Here is a 15,910-nt window from a genome sequence, read left to right as displayed (position 1 = left end):
CGCCGGGTCGAAGTCCAGCGGCCGCTGCGCCGCGGCGGCGATGACCAGGCCGGAGGTCGCGCAGAACAGCAGGCTGTGGCCGTCGGGCGCCGACTTGGCGATGGCGGAGGCGGCGATGTTGCCGCCGGCGCCGCCGCGGTTCTCCACCACCACGGGCCTGCCGAGCGCCGCGCCGAGCTTCTCTCCCAGCCGGCGGGCGATGGCATCCGTGCTGGCGCCGGGCGGGAAGCAGACGGTGACCGAGACCGGGCGGCTGGGATAGCCGGGGGCCTGGGCGCGCGCCACGGGCGCCGCCAGCAGGAGCGCGGCCAGCAGCGCCAGGCACCGGCGTGCCTGTCCATTCCATCGCGGCAGCATGCGGTTCCTCCCCCGGTCGCCGGGCAGCCTAGGATCGGCCCGCCGCCCCGCCAAGCCGGTCGCCCGACTTGTCCCCGCCCGCCCCTGCCGACATAGTCCGCGGCGGGAAGAGAAAGGGTCCAAGCCATGGCCGCAGGCCTGACGGAGCGCATCTGCGACCTGGTCGCGCAGCCGCCCGCGCTGTCGGCCGCGGACCGGGAGGACATCCTGCTTGCCTTCGCCGACACGCTCGCCTGCGCCCATGCCGGCTGGGCCGAGCCGGTGACGCGGGCGGTGGCCGGCACCTGCCGAGGCGGCGCCGTGCCGCTGCTGGACGGCAGCATGGCGCCCGGCGCCGAGCAGGCGGCGCTGGTCACCGCCACGGCCGGCCATGCGCTCGACTACGACGACGTCCATCTCGACAGCACGACGCATCCTTCCGTCGTCATCGTGCCGGCGCTGCTGGCGGTGCAGGCGGAGCGGGGCTGGACCCGGCGCGGCTGGCGCCGGCCTTCGCGGCAGGAGTGGCGGTGAATGCGGCGCTCGGCCGTGCCATGGGCTTCGCGCATTACCGCCGCGGCTGGCACGCGACCTCGACCATCGGGCCGCTGGCCGGGGCGGCGGCGCTGGCGCATCTCATGCGCCTCGACCGCGCGGCGACGCGGCATGCGCTGGCCCTGGCGGCGGCGCAGTCGGGTGGGCTGCAGCGGGATCTCGGCGCCATGGCGAAGCCCGCCCAGGCCGGCTTCGCCGCTTCCGCCGCGGTCCGGGCGGCGGTGCTGGCGGCGGCCGGCGTCACCGCGGATGCGGACATCTTCGGGCCGGGCGGCTTCCTCGACCTCTATGGCGGCGATGCCGGGGCGACCGCGCGCGGCGCGGCGGTGGCGCTGGAGGCGCGGCCGGGCAGCATCGCCCGCAAGCTCTATCCCTGCTGCTACGCGACGCACCGGCTGGTCGCCGCGGCGCTCGACGCGCGGCGGCAATGGGGTGGCCCGCCGCCCGCCGATGCGGCGCTGACGCTGCATGTGCCCGCCGGCGGGATGCAGCCGCTGCGGACCGCGCTGCCGAAGACGGGGCTCGAGGCGAAATTCCTCCGCCGAGTACACCGTCGCCGTCGCGCTCTGGCAGGGGCGCCTCGGCCTCGCGGATTTCGAGGATGCGGCGGTCGCCCGCGCCGGCGCCTGGATGGCGCGCGTGACCGTCCTCGAGGAGCCACTGCCCGCTGACGGCAGCCAGGGGCTCGAGCATGGCGAGGCGCGGCTCGAGGTCCGCTACGGCAATCATGTGGTGGAGGGTCGTGCCGGGGCGATCCCCGGCTCCCCGGCCCGGCCGGCGACGCGGGCGGAGATGGACCTCAAGATCGCCGATTGCCTGGCCCGACATGCCGCCACCGGCGCGGCGGTGCCGGCGCCCGCCGCCTTCATGGCCGGGCTCGGCCGCCTGCTCGCGCCGCCCGTCGCCGCCGCCGCCTGACGCAAGCCGATGCGAAGGGGCGCAGGCCCGAAGGTCCTCATCGACCTGCGCAACAAGGGACAGGAGAAGACCATGCCCGTGCTCGCCCCCGGCGATGCCGCCCAGGCCACCCGCCGCCCGATCGTCTCGAACGGCGTCGCCGCCCACCTGACCACCTTCATCGGCAGCAACCGCTACATGGCGAGCGAGGCACCGCCGCCGGGGCCGGAGGCGGTCTATCCCATGGCCTTCCTGGTCGAGCAGCCCGCGGGGTCGGTCGTCGACTCCCATTTCCACGAGGCCAACCAGTTCCAGCTGGTCGTCGCCGGCCACGGCACGCTCGGCGCGCATGCGGTGCAGCCGATCGCGGTGCACTACAGCAACGCCTACAGCGCCTATGGCCCGATCACGGCGGGCGAGGACGGGCTGCAATACCTGACGCTGCGCAACGGCTACGACCGCGGCGCGCGCTACCTGCCGGCGGCGCGGGAGGAATTGCGCGGCGTGCGGCGGCGCTTCCGCGCGGCGGTGGCGGATGCCGGGCCGCCCGGCGAGGCGCCGGAGCAGGCGACGACGGAAGTGCTGCTGGCGCAGGCGCCGGACGGGCTCGGCGCCCGGCGGCACCGCCTGCCGCCCGGCGCGGCGCTGCAGGGCCCGGACCCGGCGGACGGCGACGGGCAGTTCTGGGTGGTGACGGCGGGCGCGCTGCGCGCCGCGGACGGGGCGACGCTGCCGGCGCTGTCCTGCGCCTTCGTCGGGCCGGAGGAAGCGCCTTTCGCCGTGACGGCGGGCAAGGCGGGGCTGGAGGTGGTGGTGATGCAGTATCCGCGCTGGCGGGATCACGTGGCGGCGGGGTGAAGAAGGCCAGGGAGGCGGTATCCTCCGGTTGCCCGCCCGATAACTTCGCAGATGGGCTCTCCGCCAGTCCATGCTGTCCCCCGGACTTCACCCCGTCCGGGGTAAGGCCAGCCGCTACCCCGGGCCCGATCGCCAGCGCCGGAAGTCGTCAGCCAATCAGCACCGAACTGGCGTCGGTGACCCCGAGCAGAGCCACGGCCCCCTGCAGGCTGCCGGAGGGCGCGTCATACACGACCAGTAGGTCGTGGCCGGCGGCGGGATCGACCGTGAAGCTGCCGGGGGCCGTGAGGGTGCCGCGAATCAATGCGTAGTCCCCGTCCCCCAGCACCAAATGCTGATGATCCGGGTCGGGAGGCGGGCCGTATGGGCTGGCTGGGCCGCCGAGCGCCACCGTTTCAACGGGGTGCGTCCCGGGAATCGCAAGCAGTTCACCTGCGGAGTAATCGGTGATCTCGTCGATGATCCCGACGATCTGGTCGCCGGCGCCCACGACACCGGGATTGCTGCCGGCGGGGTCATTGGTCACGGCGAGATCGCTGCTGTCGGTGACGGTGAAGCTGTCCTTCCCCTGGCCGCCGGTCAGGACGTTGCCTCGGTCAACGGCGTAGGACGGCTGGGACAAGCCGCCGTGGAAACTGCGACTCGTGAGGACGTCGTCCCCGCTCCCGCCGTCCACGTTGCTTCCCCATACGTCAGCGTGATCAGATATGAGGGTGATCGTGTCGTTCCCGTTCCCGCCGCTTACAGAGCTCGCACCGTAATCGACGATGGAGTCGTCACCATCGCCTCCGCTCACGGTGTTCGGGCCTATCCCGGCAAAGATGGAGTCGTTGCCATTCCCGCCGCTCACGGTGCTATCGGTGCCCCAGAAGGTGATCGTATCGCTGCCGTTCCCACCGTCCAGCACGTCCTTCTCGCCGCGTGTAAAGGCGCTGTGCCCGGCATAGATCGTGTCGTCGCCATCGCCACCACGGATGGTGCTCTCAAAGGGCGCATAATCAGGGAATAAAATCTTATCGCTGCCCTTCCCGCCATCAACGAGAATAGAATGCCAGGATTCAGAACCCGCGATAGTAATGGAGTCGTTACCATTGTTGCCGAAGACCGAGGAGTCACCCGCAAAACGCGGCGTGACAGTTGCAGAACTAAAATCGTCGCTGCCATTGGTAAGATTGTAGATTGACACGGAAATACTTCCTTATGTTTTGCGGACGGAATCTGGCTTTGCTTACAGAAAGGCGTCGTCGCCACCACTGCCCAGGTCGCGAACGAAGGCGTCCCGAGTGCCACTGCCCAGCTCGGTGCTTCGCGGCCTGCCGGAGTCAACCAGCGCAAACGGGATCACCTGCTCGGCACAATGCACGACCAAGCGCGGGGAGGATTTCACCTTCACTGGATTTCGAAAGAGAATCCATGGCAGTTTCCCCTGAAAGCCCGTTTGGGCGGGGACAGTGCTCCAATACAGTAATCGCACGTTTCCTCCCGCGGCTACTCGCCCCATGACTGCGCGAGCAGGCTTTACGTCTGGCACTTGCCGCGCGTCGGCTGCCAAAGCCATAAAATGGAAGGGTGGGGCTTGGGGAGGGAATACTTTTCCGCCCCGATCTTGCCCGCCCGCGGCTAATCCAGTCGCACGTTCCCCGCCTTCGCCACCGCGCTCCACTTGGTCAGCTCGCTGGCGATGAACGCCGCGAATTCCGCCGGCGGCAGCGGCGCCGCGGTGCCGCCCAGCTCCTCGATCCGCGCGGCGAGGGCCGGGCTGCGCACCAGGGCCAGCGCCTCCTCCGCCAGCCGCGCCACGATGGCGGGCGGCGTGTTCGCCGGGGCGATCAGCCCGGCCCAGCCGAGCGCCTCGAAGCCCGGCAGCCCGGCCGCCTCCGCCACCGTCGGCACCTCCGGCGCCTGCGGCATCCGCGCCGCCGCGGTGACGCCGAGCGCCCGTACCCGCCCGGCGCGGATATGCGGCAGCGCCGAGGCCAGGCTGTCGAACATCAGCTTCACGTTGCCGGCGATCAGGTCCGCCATGGCGGGCGCCGAGCCGCGATAGGGGATGTGCGTCAGCCTGATTCCGGCCTGCTGGGCGAAGGCCTCGGCCGCCAGGTGCAGGCTGCTGCCGGGCCCGCCCGAGGCATAGTCGATGCTGCCCGGCGCCGCCTTCGCCCGCGCCACCAGCGCCGTCAGGTCGGCGATGCCGAGGCTCGGATGCGCCACCGCGATCAGCGGCGTGGTGAAGACCAGGCGAGATCGGCGCGAAGTCCCGCGCCACGTCGTAGGGCAGCACGGACATGACCGCCGGGTTGATCGCCAGCGGGCCGGAGGAGGCCATGCCCAGCGTGTAGCCGTCCGCCGGCGCATGGGCGATCGCCTCCATGCCGGGTATCCCGGCGCCGCCGCCGCGGTTCTCGACGACGACCGGCTGGCCGAGCCGCTCGGCCAGGCGTTCCGCCAGCAGCCGCGCCATGATGTCGGTGGCCTGTCCCGGCGGGAAGGGCACGACCACCCGCAGCGGCCGCGCCGGCCAGGGGGCCTGCGCGCCGGCACGCGGGGCGAGGGCGAGCAGCGGCGCGGCGAGGGCCGCGCGGCGCGTCGGGTGGGCCATCCTGCTGCTCCCCTGCCTCAGCGGTCCTTCTGGCCCGCGGCGAAGGCGCCGCCATCGGTCGGGCGCAGCGCCTCGAACAGCTCGGTCACCGTGGCGTAGTCGCGGTAGCCGCAGCGGGCGAGCGGCTGCGCCGCGGCCGTGTCGAAGCGGCCGTCGCGCAGATAGGCCTCGTCGATATGCACGCCGACCACCTGGCCGATGATGATCCAGCCGGCAAGCGGCTTGCCGTCCACGTCGTGCAGCCGCATCGAATGCACCACCTTGCATTCCAGCGCGGCCGGCGCGGCGGCGACGCGCGGCGCGCGCACCACGCGGCAGGGCGCGGTCTCGAGCCCGGCCGCCTCGAACTCGCTCTCGCCCGCGGCCAGGGCGCCGGAGGAGATGTTCATCGCGTCGAACAGCGGCCGGGTGCAGAGATTGAAGACGAACTCGCCGGACTCGATGGCATTGGCGGCGCTGTGCTTCATCGTCTCGGAGGTGAAGGCCAGCATCGGCGGGCTGGAATGCACCGCGTTGAAGAAGCTGTAGGGCGCCAGGTTCGGCCGCCCCTCGGCATCGAGGCTGGAGATCCAGCCGATCGGCCGCGGGGCGATGATCGCCTTGAAGGGGTCGTGCGGCAGGCCGTGGCCGTGGCGGGGTTCGTAGAACATGGGTGGGCTGCCTTCGTGGGTCGGGTTAGTCCGGTGGGGTCCAGGCGGCATCCTCGCGGTTCCGCATGTGCCGCGCCAGATGCTCGACCTGCGGCATCACGGCGGCCGTCAGCGCCGCATCCGTCACCGTCTCCGCCCAGGCCTGGCGGAAGCAGAGCAGCCAGCCCTCGATCTCCGCCCCGGCGATCGGCGCGTGCAGGTGCCGGCGGCGCAGCATCGGGTGACCGTGCTTCTGTACATAAACCGGCGGGCCGCCGAGCCAGCCGGTCAGGTAGTCGAAGAGTTTCTGCTCGGAGCCCTCGAGGCTCGGCGGGTGGACGGCGCGGCAGGCGGCGGCTTCGGGCAGCGTGTCCATCAGCGCGTAGAAGCGCCGGGTGAGGCGGCGGAGGCCGGCCTCGCCGCCGATGCGCTCATAGGGGTGGAGGCTTCGGGCATGTCGGTCATGGTCCGGGGGAAAGAAAGATCGGGGAGGAAAAAGCATTTCCTCCCCGAACCCCACCATTGCTTTTGTGAGTCTGGCATTCGCCGCGCGGAGGGTGCCGGACTCAGAGAAATAGAGGAGGGTCCAGGGAGGATACTTCCTCCCTGGCCTTCTCACGCCGGCACCGGCTCCGGCCGCTGCAGGCGCAGCCGGCCGACCGCCAGGATCGCCACCGCCAGCAGCCCGAAGGCATACCAGTTCAGCGGGTACCAGCCCTGGCGCTCATGCAGGAAGCCGGCGAGGAAGCTGGCGCTGGCGGTGGTGCCGAAGACCAGGAAGTCGTTCAGCGCCTGGGTCTTGCCGCGCTCGTTCGTCCGGTAGCAGGTGGTGACCAGCGTGGTCGCGCCGACGAAGAGGAAGTTCCAGCCGAAGCCGTTCAGCGTCAGCGCGATGCGGAAGTGCCATTCCGTCTCGCCCATCAGCCCGGCGGCGATGCCGCCGCCCATGATCAGGATGCCGGCGACCATGACATTGGTGGTGCCGTAGCGGGTGATCAGGTTGCCGGTGAAGAAGGCCGGCACGAACATGCCCATCACGTGCAGGAAGATGACCCAATGCGCCTCCGTGTGCGGCAGGCCGCAGGCGACGATCGCCAGGGGCGAGGCGCTCATCAGGAAGGACATCATCCCGAAGGCCGCCATGGCGGAGGCGACGGCGACGATGAACTTGGGCTGCGCGGCGATCTCCCGCAGCGGCCGCGGCGGCGCGATGGCGGCGGCGCCTGCCACCGGCGGCGGCGGCGCCATCGACGGAAAGCGGATGAAGGACATGATGGTGAAGACGGTCAGGTGGATGCCGACCATCGCCCCATAGGTCGCGAGATACAGCGGCATGACCTGGTCGTGGGTGATGCGCACCAGGGACGGGCCGAGAATGCCGGCGACCACGCCGCCCGCGGTGACCCAGGAGATCGCCCGGGCGCGATAGGCGGGCGGTGCGAGCTCGACCGCGGCGAAGCGGTACATCTGCAGGCTGGCGACGGCATGGCCGAGGATCAGCCCGCCCAGGCACATCAGCAGGAAGGTGCCGGTATAGAGGCCGAGCCCGACGATGCTGGCGCCGGTCATGCCCATGACCGAGCCGAGCCGGAAGCCGAAGCCGCGCCCCAGCCGCTGCATCAGCAGCCCGGCCGGGAAGACCGAGAGCATGACGCCGAGATGCTGCATCGTGATCGGCAGCGTCGCCAGCTCGCGGTCGGGGAAGAAGGTGACGACCGAAAGGGCGGTCGCGGCGAACATCATCGTGTTGCCGGCCTGGCCGATCGCCTGGCAGCAGGCCAGGAGGAAGAGGTTGCGCCGCATGGCGCCGTCGAGGGTCTGCTGCATCGGCTTCCCGGCGTTTCCAGGGGGATCATTGCCGCCAGGCGGCAAGGCGGCAAGGCCGCCGGGCGACAACTGGTATGTCACAGGCGCATGCATGCCCGGTCCGCCGCCTTGGCCCGGCCGCGCGATCCGGGCTAAGCACCAGGGCTCGGGAGCCCCGCCATGAACGCCATCACCGACAGATCCGCCCGCCTGCTCGAGACCGCCGCCCGCGCCGCCCGCGCGGCGGCCGGCAGCCTCGCGCGCGCGCCGCGACCGGCCAAGGATGCGGCGCTGCTGGCCGCCGCTGCGGCGCTGCGGGCCCGGAGCGCCGAGATCCTGGCGGCGAACGAGGCCGATCTCGCCGGCGCCCCCGGCCTGTCCGCCGCTTTCAAGGACCGCCTGACCCTGACCCCGGCCAGGATCGAGGCGATGGCGAAGGGGCTTGAGGAAGTCGCCGCGCTGCCCGACCCCGTGGGACGGGTGCTGGCGGAATGGGACCGGCCGAATGGCCTTCGCATCCGCCGCGTCGCCCAGCCGCTCGGCGTCATCGGTATGATCTTCGAGAGCCGGCCGAACGTGACCGCCGATGCCGCCGCGCTGTGCCTCAAGTCCGGCAATGCGGTGATCCTGCGCGGCGGGTCGGAGAGCACCCGCAGCGCCGCCGCGATCCATGCCTGCATCGCGGACGGGCTGCGCGCCGCCGGCCTGCCGGAGGCGGCGGTGCAGATCGCGCCCACCGCCGACCGCGCCTTCGTCGGCGCCATGCTGCGCGCCTCGGGGCTGATCGACCTGATCATCCCGCGCGGCGGCAAGGGGCTGGTGACCCGGGTGCTGGAGGAGGCGCGCGTCCCCGTCCTCGCCCATGCCGAGGGGCTCTGCCACACCTACGTCCACGCCGCCGCTGACCCGGCGATGGCGCGGGAGATCCTGGCCAATGCCAAGATGCGCCGCACCGGCGTCTGCGGCGCGACCGAGACGCTGCTGATCGACGCGGCCATCGCGCCTTCGCTGCTGCCGGTGCTGGTCGCCGACCTCCGGGCGCTCGGCTGCGATTTCCGCGCCGATGCCGCGGCGCGCGACCTCTGCCCCGAGCTTGCCGGCCGCCTCGGCGGAGGATTTCTCCACCGAATGGCTGGACTCCGTGCTGTCGGTCGCGGTGGTGGACGGCGTCGAGGCCGCGCTCGACCATATCCGCCGGCATGGCTCGGAGCATACCGAGGCGATCGTCACCGCGGATGCCGCGGCGGCGCAGCAATTCCTCGATGGCCTGGATAGCGCGGTGGGGATGTGGAACGCCTCCACCCAGTTTTGCGACGGCGGCGAGTTCGGCTTCGGCGCCGAGATCGGCATCGCCACCGGGCGGCTGCATGCGCGCGGTCCGGTGGGGTTGGAGCAGCTCTGCACCTACCGCTACCATGTGATCGGGACCGGGCAGACCCGGCCTTGATCACGGGGGAAACGGCCATGCGCCGGATACTGCTCGCCTGCGCCCTGCTGGCGCCTTTCGCCGCCAGTGCCGCCTGCCCGGACGACGCGGCCCTTGCCCGCATGGCCGCGGCGCTCACCGGCGGCCAGCCGGCCGAGCCTTTCCCAGGCCTCTCCATGGCCGATGCCGAATGCGCCCGCGACAAGCTGGTGCCGCTGCTGGCGCCGGCCTTCGGGCCGCCGGTCGGCTACAAGGTCGGCCTCGCGACCCCGCGGCGCAGCAGCGCTACGGCGTCACCGGCCCGGTCTGGGGCGTGATCTTCGCCAGCACGATCGCGGCGAAGAGCCCCGCGACCGTCGCGCTCACGCCGCAGGTTGGCGGCCTCGGGGTCGAGGCCGATCTGCTGGTCCGGGTGAAGGATGCCGGGATCAATACCGCCGGCCAGGACCCGGTGGCGATCCTCCGCCATCTCGACCAGGTGATTCCCTTCATCGAGCTGCCGCGCGGCGGCGTCGCCGGCAAGGTGGACGGGCCGATCCTGGTCTCGGCCAATGTCTCCGCCCGGCTCGGCGTGGTGGGCGAGCCCGTCGCGGTCGAGGCGAGCCCGGCATTCGCCGCCCGGCTGGCCTCGATGACCGTGACCTTCACCGACAACGACAAGGAAATCGCCCGGGCGCCTGGCAGCGCCCTGCTCGGCCATCCGCTGAACGCGGTGACCTATCTGGTCGGCGACCTGGCGAAGACCGGGAAGGCGCTGAAGCCCGGCGACATCGTCTCGCTCGGCGGCTTCGCCCCCTCGGTGCCGGCCCAGGCCGGGCATGCCTATGTCCAGCGCTACGAAGGGTTGGCGGCGCAGCCGGTGACGGTCGAGGTCCGCATCCCATGAGCCGGCGCTGACAATCCCGCCAGGTCCCTGGGGCGACAACCGCCGGGCGCGGATCGGCCTGCTCGGCGGCAGCTTCAACCCGGCCCATGCCGGCCACCGGCATGTGGCGGAGGTGGCGCGGCGGCGGCTCGGCCTCGACGAGGTCTGGCTGATGGTGTCGCCCGGCAACCCGCTGAAGCCGCGCCGCGGCATGGCGCCCTTCGAGGCGCGGCTGGACAGCGCCCGGAAAATCGCCGATGGGCGCGGCGTGGTGGCGACGGATGTCGAGGCGCGGCTCGGCACCCGCTACACCGACGACACGCTGGCGCGGCTGCGCCGGCGCTTCCCCCGGGCCCGCTTCGTGCTGGTGGTGGGGGCGGACAACCTCGCCCAATTGCCCCGCTGGAAGCGCTGGCGGCGGATCGCCCGGACCACCCCGATCGCGGTCGTGCCGCGGCCGGGGAAGACGCGGGCGGCCCTGCACGGCCAGGCGGCGCGCGTTCTGGCGCGGCACCGGCGGCGGCCTGCGGCGCTATTGGCCCAGAGCTGGCCCGGCCACGGGCCCTGCCCGCCGGCCTGAACCGACGCATGCGCCCTGGTGCCTGCTGCCGGCGCGGGAACATCCGGCCAGCGCCACCGCGATCCGTGCGGCACGGGGCGAAGGTTTCGTATAAGCTTCGGCCGGCAACGGCCACCGACAACAGGAGGCGCAGATCGCGCGCACCCCGAAGGCCCCCGAGGGGGCAAGCCCACCCCGCGGAGCCGGTCGATGACCGGCCCGTCCAGAAGCACCGCGTCCAGATCCGCCACGCCGAAGCCGCGTTCGGCCCGGCCCGCGCCCTCCCGCGCCGAGGCGGCGGAAGCGCCGTCCCGCGCGCCGAAGCGGCTGGCCGCGAAGCCGGTGCCGCGGCCCGAGCGGCCGGCGGGCGCCGAGCGCGCGCGCGGGGCCAAGCCGGCCACGCGCGGCGCCGCGGCAGGGCCCGCCCGCGCCGAGCGCCCGGCCGCCGCGCGCCCCGAGCGCTCGGCCGCCGCCGAACGGCCGCGCACGGCCAAGCCACCGGCGCGTGGGGCCGCGGGTCCGGCCCGCGGTGCCGCCGCGCGCGCCGAGCGCCCGGCCGCCGCCGAGCGTCCGCGCGCGGCAAAGCCCGCCGGGAAGCCGGCGAGCGCCCGGCCGAAGCCGACCCGCGCCGCGGCCGGCGCCCCCGCGCGGCCGCGCGCCACGGCGCAGAAGCCGCTGGCCCGTCCCAAATCCACCGGGACCGCCAAGTCCACCGGGCCCGTCCAGGTGCGGGCGACCCCGACGGCCCGGCCGAAGCCGGCGCCGAAGGCCAAGGCGGAACCGGCGGCGCTCAGCAAGCGCCAGGTCGCTGCCGGCCCCGACGCCGCGCCGAAGCGTGCGCGCAAGGAGAAGCTCGCGCCCGATCGGCTGGCGGAGCTGGTGGCCGTCGTCCGCGCCAGCCTTGAGGACGACAAGGCCGAGGAGATCCTGGTGCTCGACGTCACCGGCCGGTCCGACGTCACCGACCGGATGATCCTCGCCACCGGCCAGGTGGAGCGGCAGCTCCAGGCCATGGCGGCGCATCTGGAGGACGCCCTGGAGAAGGCCGGGATGAAGATCCGGCGCAACAAGATCGAGACCTCGCCGGACTGGGTGCTGATCGATGCCGGCGACCTGGTGATCCACCTGTTCCGGCCGGAGGCGCGCGTCACCTACGGGCTTGAGCGGATGTGGGGGCCGCAAAGCCCGGCGCCCGAAGGCCCGGCCGAGGGCTGAGCATGGCCGCGGCGCCGGCGCGGGGGCGGCATGAAGCCGCCCCGCCTGCTGGCGATCGGCCGGCTCAAGCCGGGGCCGGAGGCGGCGCTGTTCGAGCACTACAATGCCCGGCTGCGCCCGCCCCTGGCGGTGACCGAGCTGCCCGAGGCGCGCGGCAGCGCCGCCGAGGTGCGGCGGCGGGAAGGGGCGGCGCTGCTGGCCGCCCTGCCGGAGGGCGCGCTGCTGGTCGCCATGGACCTCGGCGGCCAGGCGCCGAGCAGCGAGGCGCTGGCGGCACTCGCCGAGCGCTGGGAGGCGACCGCCCGGCCGCTCGCCTTCGTCATCGGCGGGGCGGAGGGGCTGGACCCCGCGGTGCTGGCCCGGGCCGATCACACGCTGTCGCTCGGCCCGCTGACCTGGCCGCATTTCCTGGTCCGCGGCCTGCTGGCGGAGCAGTGGTACCGGGTGCAGGCGATCCGCGCGAACCACCCCTATCACCGGGCCTGGCGGCCGGGCTGAGGCGAGGCAGCGTGACCCCAGGCGTGGGCCAGGCGCGCTCACCAAACCGTGTTTCTGGCCGGCCGGGGGCGCGGCGCCCCGTCGTCGCCTTTCCTGGTACGTCCGGCAGGCCCGTGGCATGATGCAAGCGCGTCACGAAACCCGCCGCGGGCCGACCCGCGGCAAGGAGCGGACCGATGCTTGCACCGGCGCCGACTGGCCAGGGCGTCCCGGCCCCGGTCGTCTTCACCACCGATGGCCTGCCGCCAGCCCGGCGCGTGGAGGCCTGGAACGCCGCCTTCGGCGCGTTGAACGCGATCACCGTGCCGAACCCCGATGGCGACGGCGTCGGCACCCTCTGCGAGAACCGTCCGCTCGGCGCCGGCATGGTGCTCAGCGTCACCCGCGTGTCGCCGACGCGCTTCGCGCGCGACGCCGCCCGCGCGCGGCGGGACTGGCTGGACCATTGGGTGCTGCGGGTGTTGCGCCGTGGGGAGAGCCGGCTCCGGCATCCCGGCTTCACCGCCCGCCTGGGGCCTGGCGAGCCGGTGCTCTTCTCCATGCACGAGACCTGGGAGGCGGAGTGGACCGAGGCGGAGTGGGTTTCGCTCTGCATCTCCCGCGACCTGCACCCGCAGCTTTCCGCCGGGCTGGGCGCCATGCCGCCCGGCCCGCTGCGGGGCGCCGGCGCCGGGCTGCTGGCCGATCTGATGCTGGCGCTGCCGCGCCGCCTGGCGACGGCCGCCGCGGCCGAGGTGCCGGTGCTGGCCGAGGCGACGCGCGCGACCATCGCGGCCTGCCTCCTCACCGGCACGCCGTCGCCCCCGGCCATTGCCACCAACCTGGCGAAGGAACGCGTGCGCCAGGCGATCCGCCGGCACATCGGCTCGACCCGGCTGACCCCCGAAAGGCTCGCCGCCGCCGCCGGCCTGTCACGCTCCGCCCTCTATCGCCTGTTCGAGGCGGAGGGCGGCGTCGCCGCCCATATCCGCGACCTGCGGCTGTCCCTGGTGCATGCGGCGCTGCGCGAACCGGCCAGCGCGGGCAGCAGCATCGCCGAGATCGCCGCGGCGCACGGCTTCCCCGAACCCTCGGCCTTCTCTCGCGCCTTCCGCCAGGCCTTCGGCGCGACGCCGGGCGAGGTGCGGGCCGCAGGGCTGCCCGGCCCGGCGCCGCCCCGCGAACCTGTCGCGCCAGCGGCACCGCCATCCGGCATGGATGGCGACTTCACCGTGCGGCTCTACGGCGCGCCGGGCCGCTAGCCCGCGATCGTCCTGCGTGGAGACACGCAGGGCGTGGATTGGCGGCTCAGCCGACCCACCCCGCACCACACCTCCCACGGAACGCATCGGCACTCCCGCATGGCCTGGCTGCTCTTCGCCGCGTTGCTCTGGATCTTCGTGCATGTCGGCATATCCGGCACCGGCCTGCGCGGCGTCATTGCCGCGCGGATCGGCGAGGGCGCCTATCGCGGCGTCTTCTCCGGGCTCTCCTTCCTCTCGATCGCCCTGCTGGTGCGCGCCTGGGGCGCGGCGGAAACCACGCCGCTCTGGACCGCGCCGGGCTGGCTGCGCTGGGTTCTGGTGCTGCTGATGCTGCCGGCCTTCATCCTGTTCGTCGCCGCCGTCACCAGGCCCAACCCCACCGCGATCGGCGGCGAGCGCGAGCTGGGCACCGAGCCGCGCGGCATCCAGCGCGTCACCCGCCACCCGATGCTGTGGTCCTTCGCGCTCTGGGCCTTCGTTCACCTCGTGGGCAATGGCGACAGCGCCGCCATCGTCTTCTTCGGCGCCTTCCTGGTGACGGCGCTGGCTGGCATGCCCTCGATCGACGCCAAGCTGGCGGCGCGGGCGCCGGGGGCCTGGGCACGGCTGGCCGCCACCACCTCCATCCTGCCCTTCGGCGCCATCGCCGCCGGGCGCAACCGGCTCGTGCCGGGGGAGATCGGCTGGATCCCGCCGGTGGCCGGGCTGGTCGCCTGGGCGGCGCTGCTGCATTTCCACCGCGGCCTGTTCGGCGTCGCGCCGGTCCTGATGGGTGGCTGACCCGGGTCGGTCACAAATCCGTGGCATCACCCGCGCATCGATGCCCGTGTCGCCGCGAACCGATACGGTCCTGTCGGCGCCGCGTCCCCGCGGCCAGAGGAGATGCCGGATGGCCCCGACCTGGACCCCTGGCCGCCGATCCCTGCTGCGCGCCGCGCTGCTGGTCCTGCCCATCGCCGGCTGCAGTCAGGCGAAGGTCGTCGAGGAGCAGGCCTATGCCGGCCCCGCCTGCCGGCGCCGAGCCGCATCCTGGTGCGCGACTTCGCCGTCTCCCCCGCCGATGTGCAGCTCGACCAGGGGATCCGCGGCCGGGTCGAGCAGACCTTCTCCTCGGCCAGCCCGGACGAGCAGCGACTGGCCGCCGCCCGCGCCGCCGCCTCCGCCCTGGCGGAGGCCTTGGTGCAGGCGCTGCGCGCCTCGCCCGACCTGCCGGTCGAGCGCGTCCCGCCCGGTGCCGCGCCGATGCCCGGCCGCACCCTGCTGGTGGATGGCCGCCTGCTGGCGGTCGACGAGGGCAACCGCACCCGGCGGACGCTGATCGGCTTCGGCCGCGGCGAGGCCCGGATGGAGGCGGAGGCCGCGCTCTGGTGGATCGAGTCCGGGGCGGCGCCGCGGCGGATCGAGGCCTTCGACGGCACCACGGACAGCGGCAGCGCCCCCGGCATGGCGGCCTCGCTCGGCGTCGGCGCGGCGGCGCGGCGGCTGGCCACCTCGGCCGCCCTGGGCGGCGGGGCGCATGCCACGATCGAGGGCAGCCGGGCCGACGATACCGACGAGGCAAGGCGCATCGGCACCGCGCTCGGCGCCAAGGTGCGGCAGTTCTGCGTGGCGCAGGGCTGGGTCGCGGCGCGCGGATAAAGGCAGGCTGGGGAGAAGGTATTCTCCCCCAGGCCCCATCATCTATTTCTCTGAGTCCGGCACGCGCCGCGCGGCGCGCACCCGACTCACAAAAGGGAAGGGTGGGCTTGGGGAGGGAATACCTTTTTCCTCCCCAAGCTTCCTTCATCCCCTCCGCCGCACCCCGTCCGCCACCAGCGTGCAGCCGGCGACAGCCAGCAGGATCATCAGGCCCGGCCAGACCGCCGTCAGCGGCGCGCTGAACACCATCTCCTGCGCATTCGACAGCATGTTGCCCCAGGACGGCGCCGGCGGCTGGATGCCGAGTCCGAGGAAGGACAGCGTGCTCTCGGCCAGGATGGCGCCGGCGACCGAGAGCGCGGTGGCGACGGCGATGGGGCCCGCGATGTTCGGCAGCACGTGGCGGACCAGCACCCGCGCCTCGGAGGCGCCGGCGACGCGGGCGGCGGCGACGTAGTCGAGCGAAAGCTGCCCCAGCGCCGCGGCGCGGGCGAGGCGCGCGACGCCGACCCAGCCGAAGGCCACCAGGATGGCGGCGATGCGGAGGATGTCCGACAGCGCCTCCCCCGCGGCAGGCCGAAGCGGCCGGTATCGACCGCGGCCAGCACCACCAGCAGGGGCAGCGCGGGCAGCGCCAGCGGCCCGTCGGCCAGCCGCATCAGCACCGCCTCCGTCCAGCCGCCGGCCCAGGCGGCCAGCAGGCCGATCGCGGTGCCGAGCCCGGTCGCGCCGAGCGCCACGGAAAACGCAACGGCCAGTGAGACGCGAGCGCCGTGCAGCAGCCG

The 15,910-nt window shown here is 73.4% G+C and carries 17 protein-coding genes and 4 pseudogenes; 13 read left to right on the top strand and 8 right to left on the bottom strand.

Annotation, left to right across the window (positions count from 1 at the left end; translation table 11 throughout):
- Positions 1 to 51: 51 nt before the first annotated feature.
- A pseudogene (locus ACQ86J_RS16150) lies at positions 52 to 357 on the bottom strand (tripartite tricarboxylate transporter substrate-binding protein); the annotation flags it as partial.
- Between the two features lie 126 nt (positions 358 to 483).
- Here ACQ86J_RS16150 and ACQ86J_RS16145 point away from each other — a divergent pair.
- The 4 genes and pseudogenes from ACQ86J_RS16145 to ACQ86J_RS16130 all read left to right on the top strand — a co-directional run bounded on the left by ACQ86J_RS16145 (position 484) and on the right by ACQ86J_RS16130 (position 2,646).
- Positions 484 to 870 carry an MmgE/PrpD family protein gene (locus ACQ86J_RS16145; protein ID WP_431271900.1) on the top strand — a complete coding sequence of 129 codons (387 nt, stop codon included), beginning with the start codon at positions 484 to 486 and terminating at the stop codon, positions 868 to 870.
- Positions 871 to 890: 20 nt separating this feature from the next.
- Positions 891 to 1,133, top strand: a pseudogene (locus ACQ86J_RS16140) (MmgE/PrpD family protein); the annotation flags it as partial.
- A 226-nt stretch (positions 1,134 to 1,359) separates the two neighbouring features.
- The gene (locus tag ACQ86J_RS16135; protein ID WP_431271899.1) at positions 1,360 to 1,809 is read left to right on the top strand and encodes a hypothetical protein; all 450 of its coding nucleotides are present in this window, start codon (positions 1,360 to 1,362) and stop codon (positions 1,807 to 1,809) included.
- A gap of 72 nt (positions 1,810 to 1,881) precedes the next feature.
- Positions 1,882 to 2,646: a hypothetical protein gene (locus tag ACQ86J_RS16130; RefSeq protein ID WP_431271898.1), complete on the top strand. Its 765-nt coding sequence runs from the start codon at positions 1,882 to 1,884 to the stop codon at positions 2,644 to 2,646.
- Between the two features lie 148 nt (positions 2,647 to 2,794).
- Here ACQ86J_RS16130 and ACQ86J_RS16125 read toward each other — a convergent pair whose 3' ends face one another.
- The 6 genes and pseudogenes from ACQ86J_RS16125 to ACQ86J_RS16100 form a co-directional block, all read right to left on the bottom strand.
- Positions 2,795 to 3,832, bottom strand: a complete 1,038-nt coding sequence (locus ACQ86J_RS16125; protein ID WP_431271897.1) for a calcium-binding protein — start codon at positions 3,830 to 3,832, stop codon at positions 2,795 to 2,797.
- Positions 3,833 to 4,266: 434 nt separating this feature from the next.
- On the bottom strand, positions 4,267 to 5,001 hold the full coding sequence (locus tag ACQ86J_RS16120; protein ID WP_431271896.1) for a tripartite tricarboxylate transporter substrate-binding protein: 735 nt from the start codon (positions 4,999 to 5,001) through the stop codon (positions 4,267 to 4,269).
- Positions 4,943 to 5,107: pseudogene (locus ACQ86J_RS16115) on the bottom strand (tripartite tricarboxylate transporter substrate-binding protein); the annotation flags it as partial. The gene ACQ86J_RS16120 and the pseudogene ACQ86J_RS16115, both read right to left, overlap by 59 nt.
- Before the next feature lie 155 nt (positions 5,108 to 5,262).
- On the bottom strand, positions 5,263 to 5,895 hold the full coding sequence (locus ACQ86J_RS16110) for a flavin reductase family protein (protein WP_431271895.1): 633 nt from the start codon (positions 5,893 to 5,895) through the stop codon (positions 5,263 to 5,265).
- Positions 5,896 to 5,920: 25 nt separating this feature from the next.
- Positions 5,921 to 6,250, bottom strand: a complete 330-nt coding sequence (locus tag ACQ86J_RS16105) for a group II truncated hemoglobin (RefSeq protein WP_431271894.1) — start codon at positions 6,248 to 6,250, stop codon at positions 5,921 to 5,923.
- Positions 6,251 to 6,489: 239 nt separating this feature from the next.
- Positions 6,490 to 7,701 (bottom strand): MFS transporter, encoded by a 1,212-nt coding sequence (locus ACQ86J_RS16100; RefSeq protein WP_431271893.1) that lies wholly within the window; start codon positions 7,699 to 7,701, stop codon positions 6,490 to 6,492.
- A gap of 159 nt (positions 7,702 to 7,860) precedes the next feature.
- Here ACQ86J_RS16100 and ACQ86J_RS16095 point away from each other — a divergent pair.
- The 9 genes and pseudogenes from ACQ86J_RS16095 (at position 7,861) to ACQ86J_RS16055 (ending at position 15,125) form a co-directional block, all read left to right on the top strand.
- Positions 7,861 to 9,127 (top strand): annotated as a pseudogene (locus ACQ86J_RS16095) (glutamate-5-semialdehyde dehydrogenase).
- 17 nt (positions 9,128 to 9,144) lie between these two features.
- Positions 9,145 to 9,423, top strand: a complete 279-nt coding sequence (locus ACQ86J_RS16090) for a hypothetical protein (RefSeq protein ID WP_431271892.1) — start codon at positions 9,145 to 9,147, stop codon at positions 9,421 to 9,423.
- A complete protein-coding gene (locus tag ACQ86J_RS16085; protein ID WP_431271891.1) occupies positions 9,420 to 9,992 on the top strand; it encodes a hypothetical protein in 573 nt (190 codons plus the stop codon). The genes ACQ86J_RS16090 and ACQ86J_RS16085 overlap by 4 nt, the downstream gene beginning before the upstream one ends.
- Positions 9,993 to 9,999: 7 nt before the next feature.
- Positions 10,000 to 10,551 (top strand): nicotinate-nucleotide adenylyltransferase, encoded by a 552-nt coding sequence (locus ACQ86J_RS16080; RefSeq protein WP_431272426.1) that lies wholly within the window; start codon positions 10,000 to 10,002, stop codon positions 10,549 to 10,551.
- 189 nt (positions 10,552 to 10,740) lie between these two features.
- Positions 10,741 to 11,745 (top strand): ribosome silencing factor, encoded by a 1,005-nt coding sequence (gene rsfS, locus ACQ86J_RS16075; RefSeq protein WP_431271890.1) that lies wholly within the window; start codon positions 10,741 to 10,743, stop codon positions 11,743 to 11,745.
- A gap of 30 nt (positions 11,746 to 11,775) precedes the next feature.
- On the top strand, positions 11,776 to 12,243 hold the full coding sequence (locus ACQ86J_RS16070; protein WP_431271889.1) for a 23S rRNA (pseudouridine(1915)-N(3))-methyltransferase RlmH: 468 nt from the start codon (positions 11,776 to 11,778) through the stop codon (positions 12,241 to 12,243).
- A 176-nt stretch (positions 12,244 to 12,419) separates the two neighbouring features.
- Positions 12,420 to 13,484 carry a helix-turn-helix domain-containing protein gene (locus ACQ86J_RS16065; RefSeq protein WP_431271888.1) on the top strand — a complete coding sequence of 355 codons (1,065 nt, stop codon included), beginning with the start codon at positions 12,420 to 12,422 and terminating at the stop codon, positions 13,482 to 13,484.
- Between the two features lie 99 nt (positions 13,485 to 13,583).
- Positions 13,584 to 14,267: an NnrU family protein gene (locus ACQ86J_RS16060; RefSeq protein ID WP_431271887.1), complete on the top strand. Its 684-nt coding sequence runs from the start codon at positions 13,584 to 13,586 to the stop codon at positions 14,265 to 14,267.
- A 102-nt stretch (positions 14,268 to 14,369) separates the two neighbouring features.
- On the top strand, positions 14,370 to 15,125 hold the full coding sequence (locus tag ACQ86J_RS16055; RefSeq protein ID WP_431271886.1) for a DUF4410 domain-containing protein: 756 nt from the start codon (positions 14,370 to 14,372) through the stop codon (positions 15,123 to 15,125).
- A 144-nt stretch (positions 15,126 to 15,269) separates the two neighbouring features.
- Here the strand turns inward: ACQ86J_RS16055 and ACQ86J_RS16050 are convergent, their stop codons facing one another.
- Positions 15,270 to 15,650 carry an ABC transporter permease gene (locus tag ACQ86J_RS16050; protein WP_431271885.1) on the bottom strand — a complete coding sequence of 127 codons (381 nt, stop codon included), beginning with the start codon at positions 15,648 to 15,650 and terminating at the stop codon, positions 15,270 to 15,272.
- Between the last annotated feature and the right edge of the window lie 260 nt (positions 15,651 to 15,910).

The sequence above is a fragment of the Dankookia sp. P2 genome, assembly GCF_050632255.1.
Taxonomy (GTDB): domain Bacteria; phylum Pseudomonadota; class Alphaproteobacteria; order Acetobacterales; family Acetobacteraceae; genus Paracraurococcus.
This window is presented reverse-complemented; position numbering and strand designations above follow the sequence as displayed.

Bases quoted from the DNA above. Each gene is read 5' to 3' on its own strand.
- ACQ86J_RS16145 (WP_431271900.1), top strand. From the start codon at position 484: ATGGCCGCAGGCCTGACGGAGCGCATCTGCGACCTGGTCGCGCAGCCG.
- ACQ86J_RS16135 (WP_431271899.1), top strand. From the start codon at position 1,360: ATGTGCCCGCCGGCGGGATGCAGCCGCTGCGGACCGCGCTGCCGAAGA.
- ACQ86J_RS16130 (WP_431271898.1), top strand. From the start codon at position 1,882: ATGCCCGTGCTCGCCCCCGGCGATGCCGCCCAGGCCACCCGCCGCCCG.
- ACQ86J_RS16120 (WP_431271896.1), bottom strand. From the start codon at position 5,001: ATGCGCCGGCGGACGGCTACACGCTGGGCATGGCCTCCTCCGGCCCGC.
- ACQ86J_RS16110 (WP_431271895.1), bottom strand. From the start codon at position 5,895: ATGTTCTACGAACCCCGCCACGGCCACGGCCTGCCGCACGACCCCTTC.
- ACQ86J_RS16105 (WP_431271894.1), bottom strand. From the start codon at position 6,250: ATGGACACGCTGCCCGAAGCCGCCGCCTGCCGCGCCGTCCACCCGCCG.
- ACQ86J_RS16100 (WP_431271893.1), bottom strand. From the start codon at position 7,701: ATGCAGCAGACCCTCGACGGCGCCATGCGGCGCAACCTCTTCCTCCTG.
- ACQ86J_RS16090 (WP_431271892.1), top strand. From the start codon at position 9,145: ATGCGCCGGATACTGCTCGCCTGCGCCCTGCTGGCGCCTTTCGCCGCC.
- rsfS (WP_431271890.1), top strand. From the start codon at position 10,741: ATGACCGGCCCGTCCAGAAGCACCGCGTCCAGATCCGCCACGCCGAAG.
- ACQ86J_RS16070 (WP_431271889.1), top strand. From the start codon at position 11,776: ATGAAGCCGCCCCGCCTGCTGGCGATCGGCCGGCTCAAGCCGGGGCCG.
- ACQ86J_RS16065 (WP_431271888.1), top strand. From the start codon at position 12,420: ATGCTTGCACCGGCGCCGACTGGCCAGGGCGTCCCGGCCCCGGTCGTC.
- ACQ86J_RS16060 (WP_431271887.1), top strand. From the start codon at position 13,584: ATGGCCTGGCTGCTCTTCGCCGCGTTGCTCTGGATCTTCGTGCATGTC.
- ACQ86J_RS16055 (WP_431271886.1), top strand. From the start codon at position 14,370: ATGCCGGATGGCCCCGACCTGGACCCCTGGCCGCCGATCCCTGCTGCG.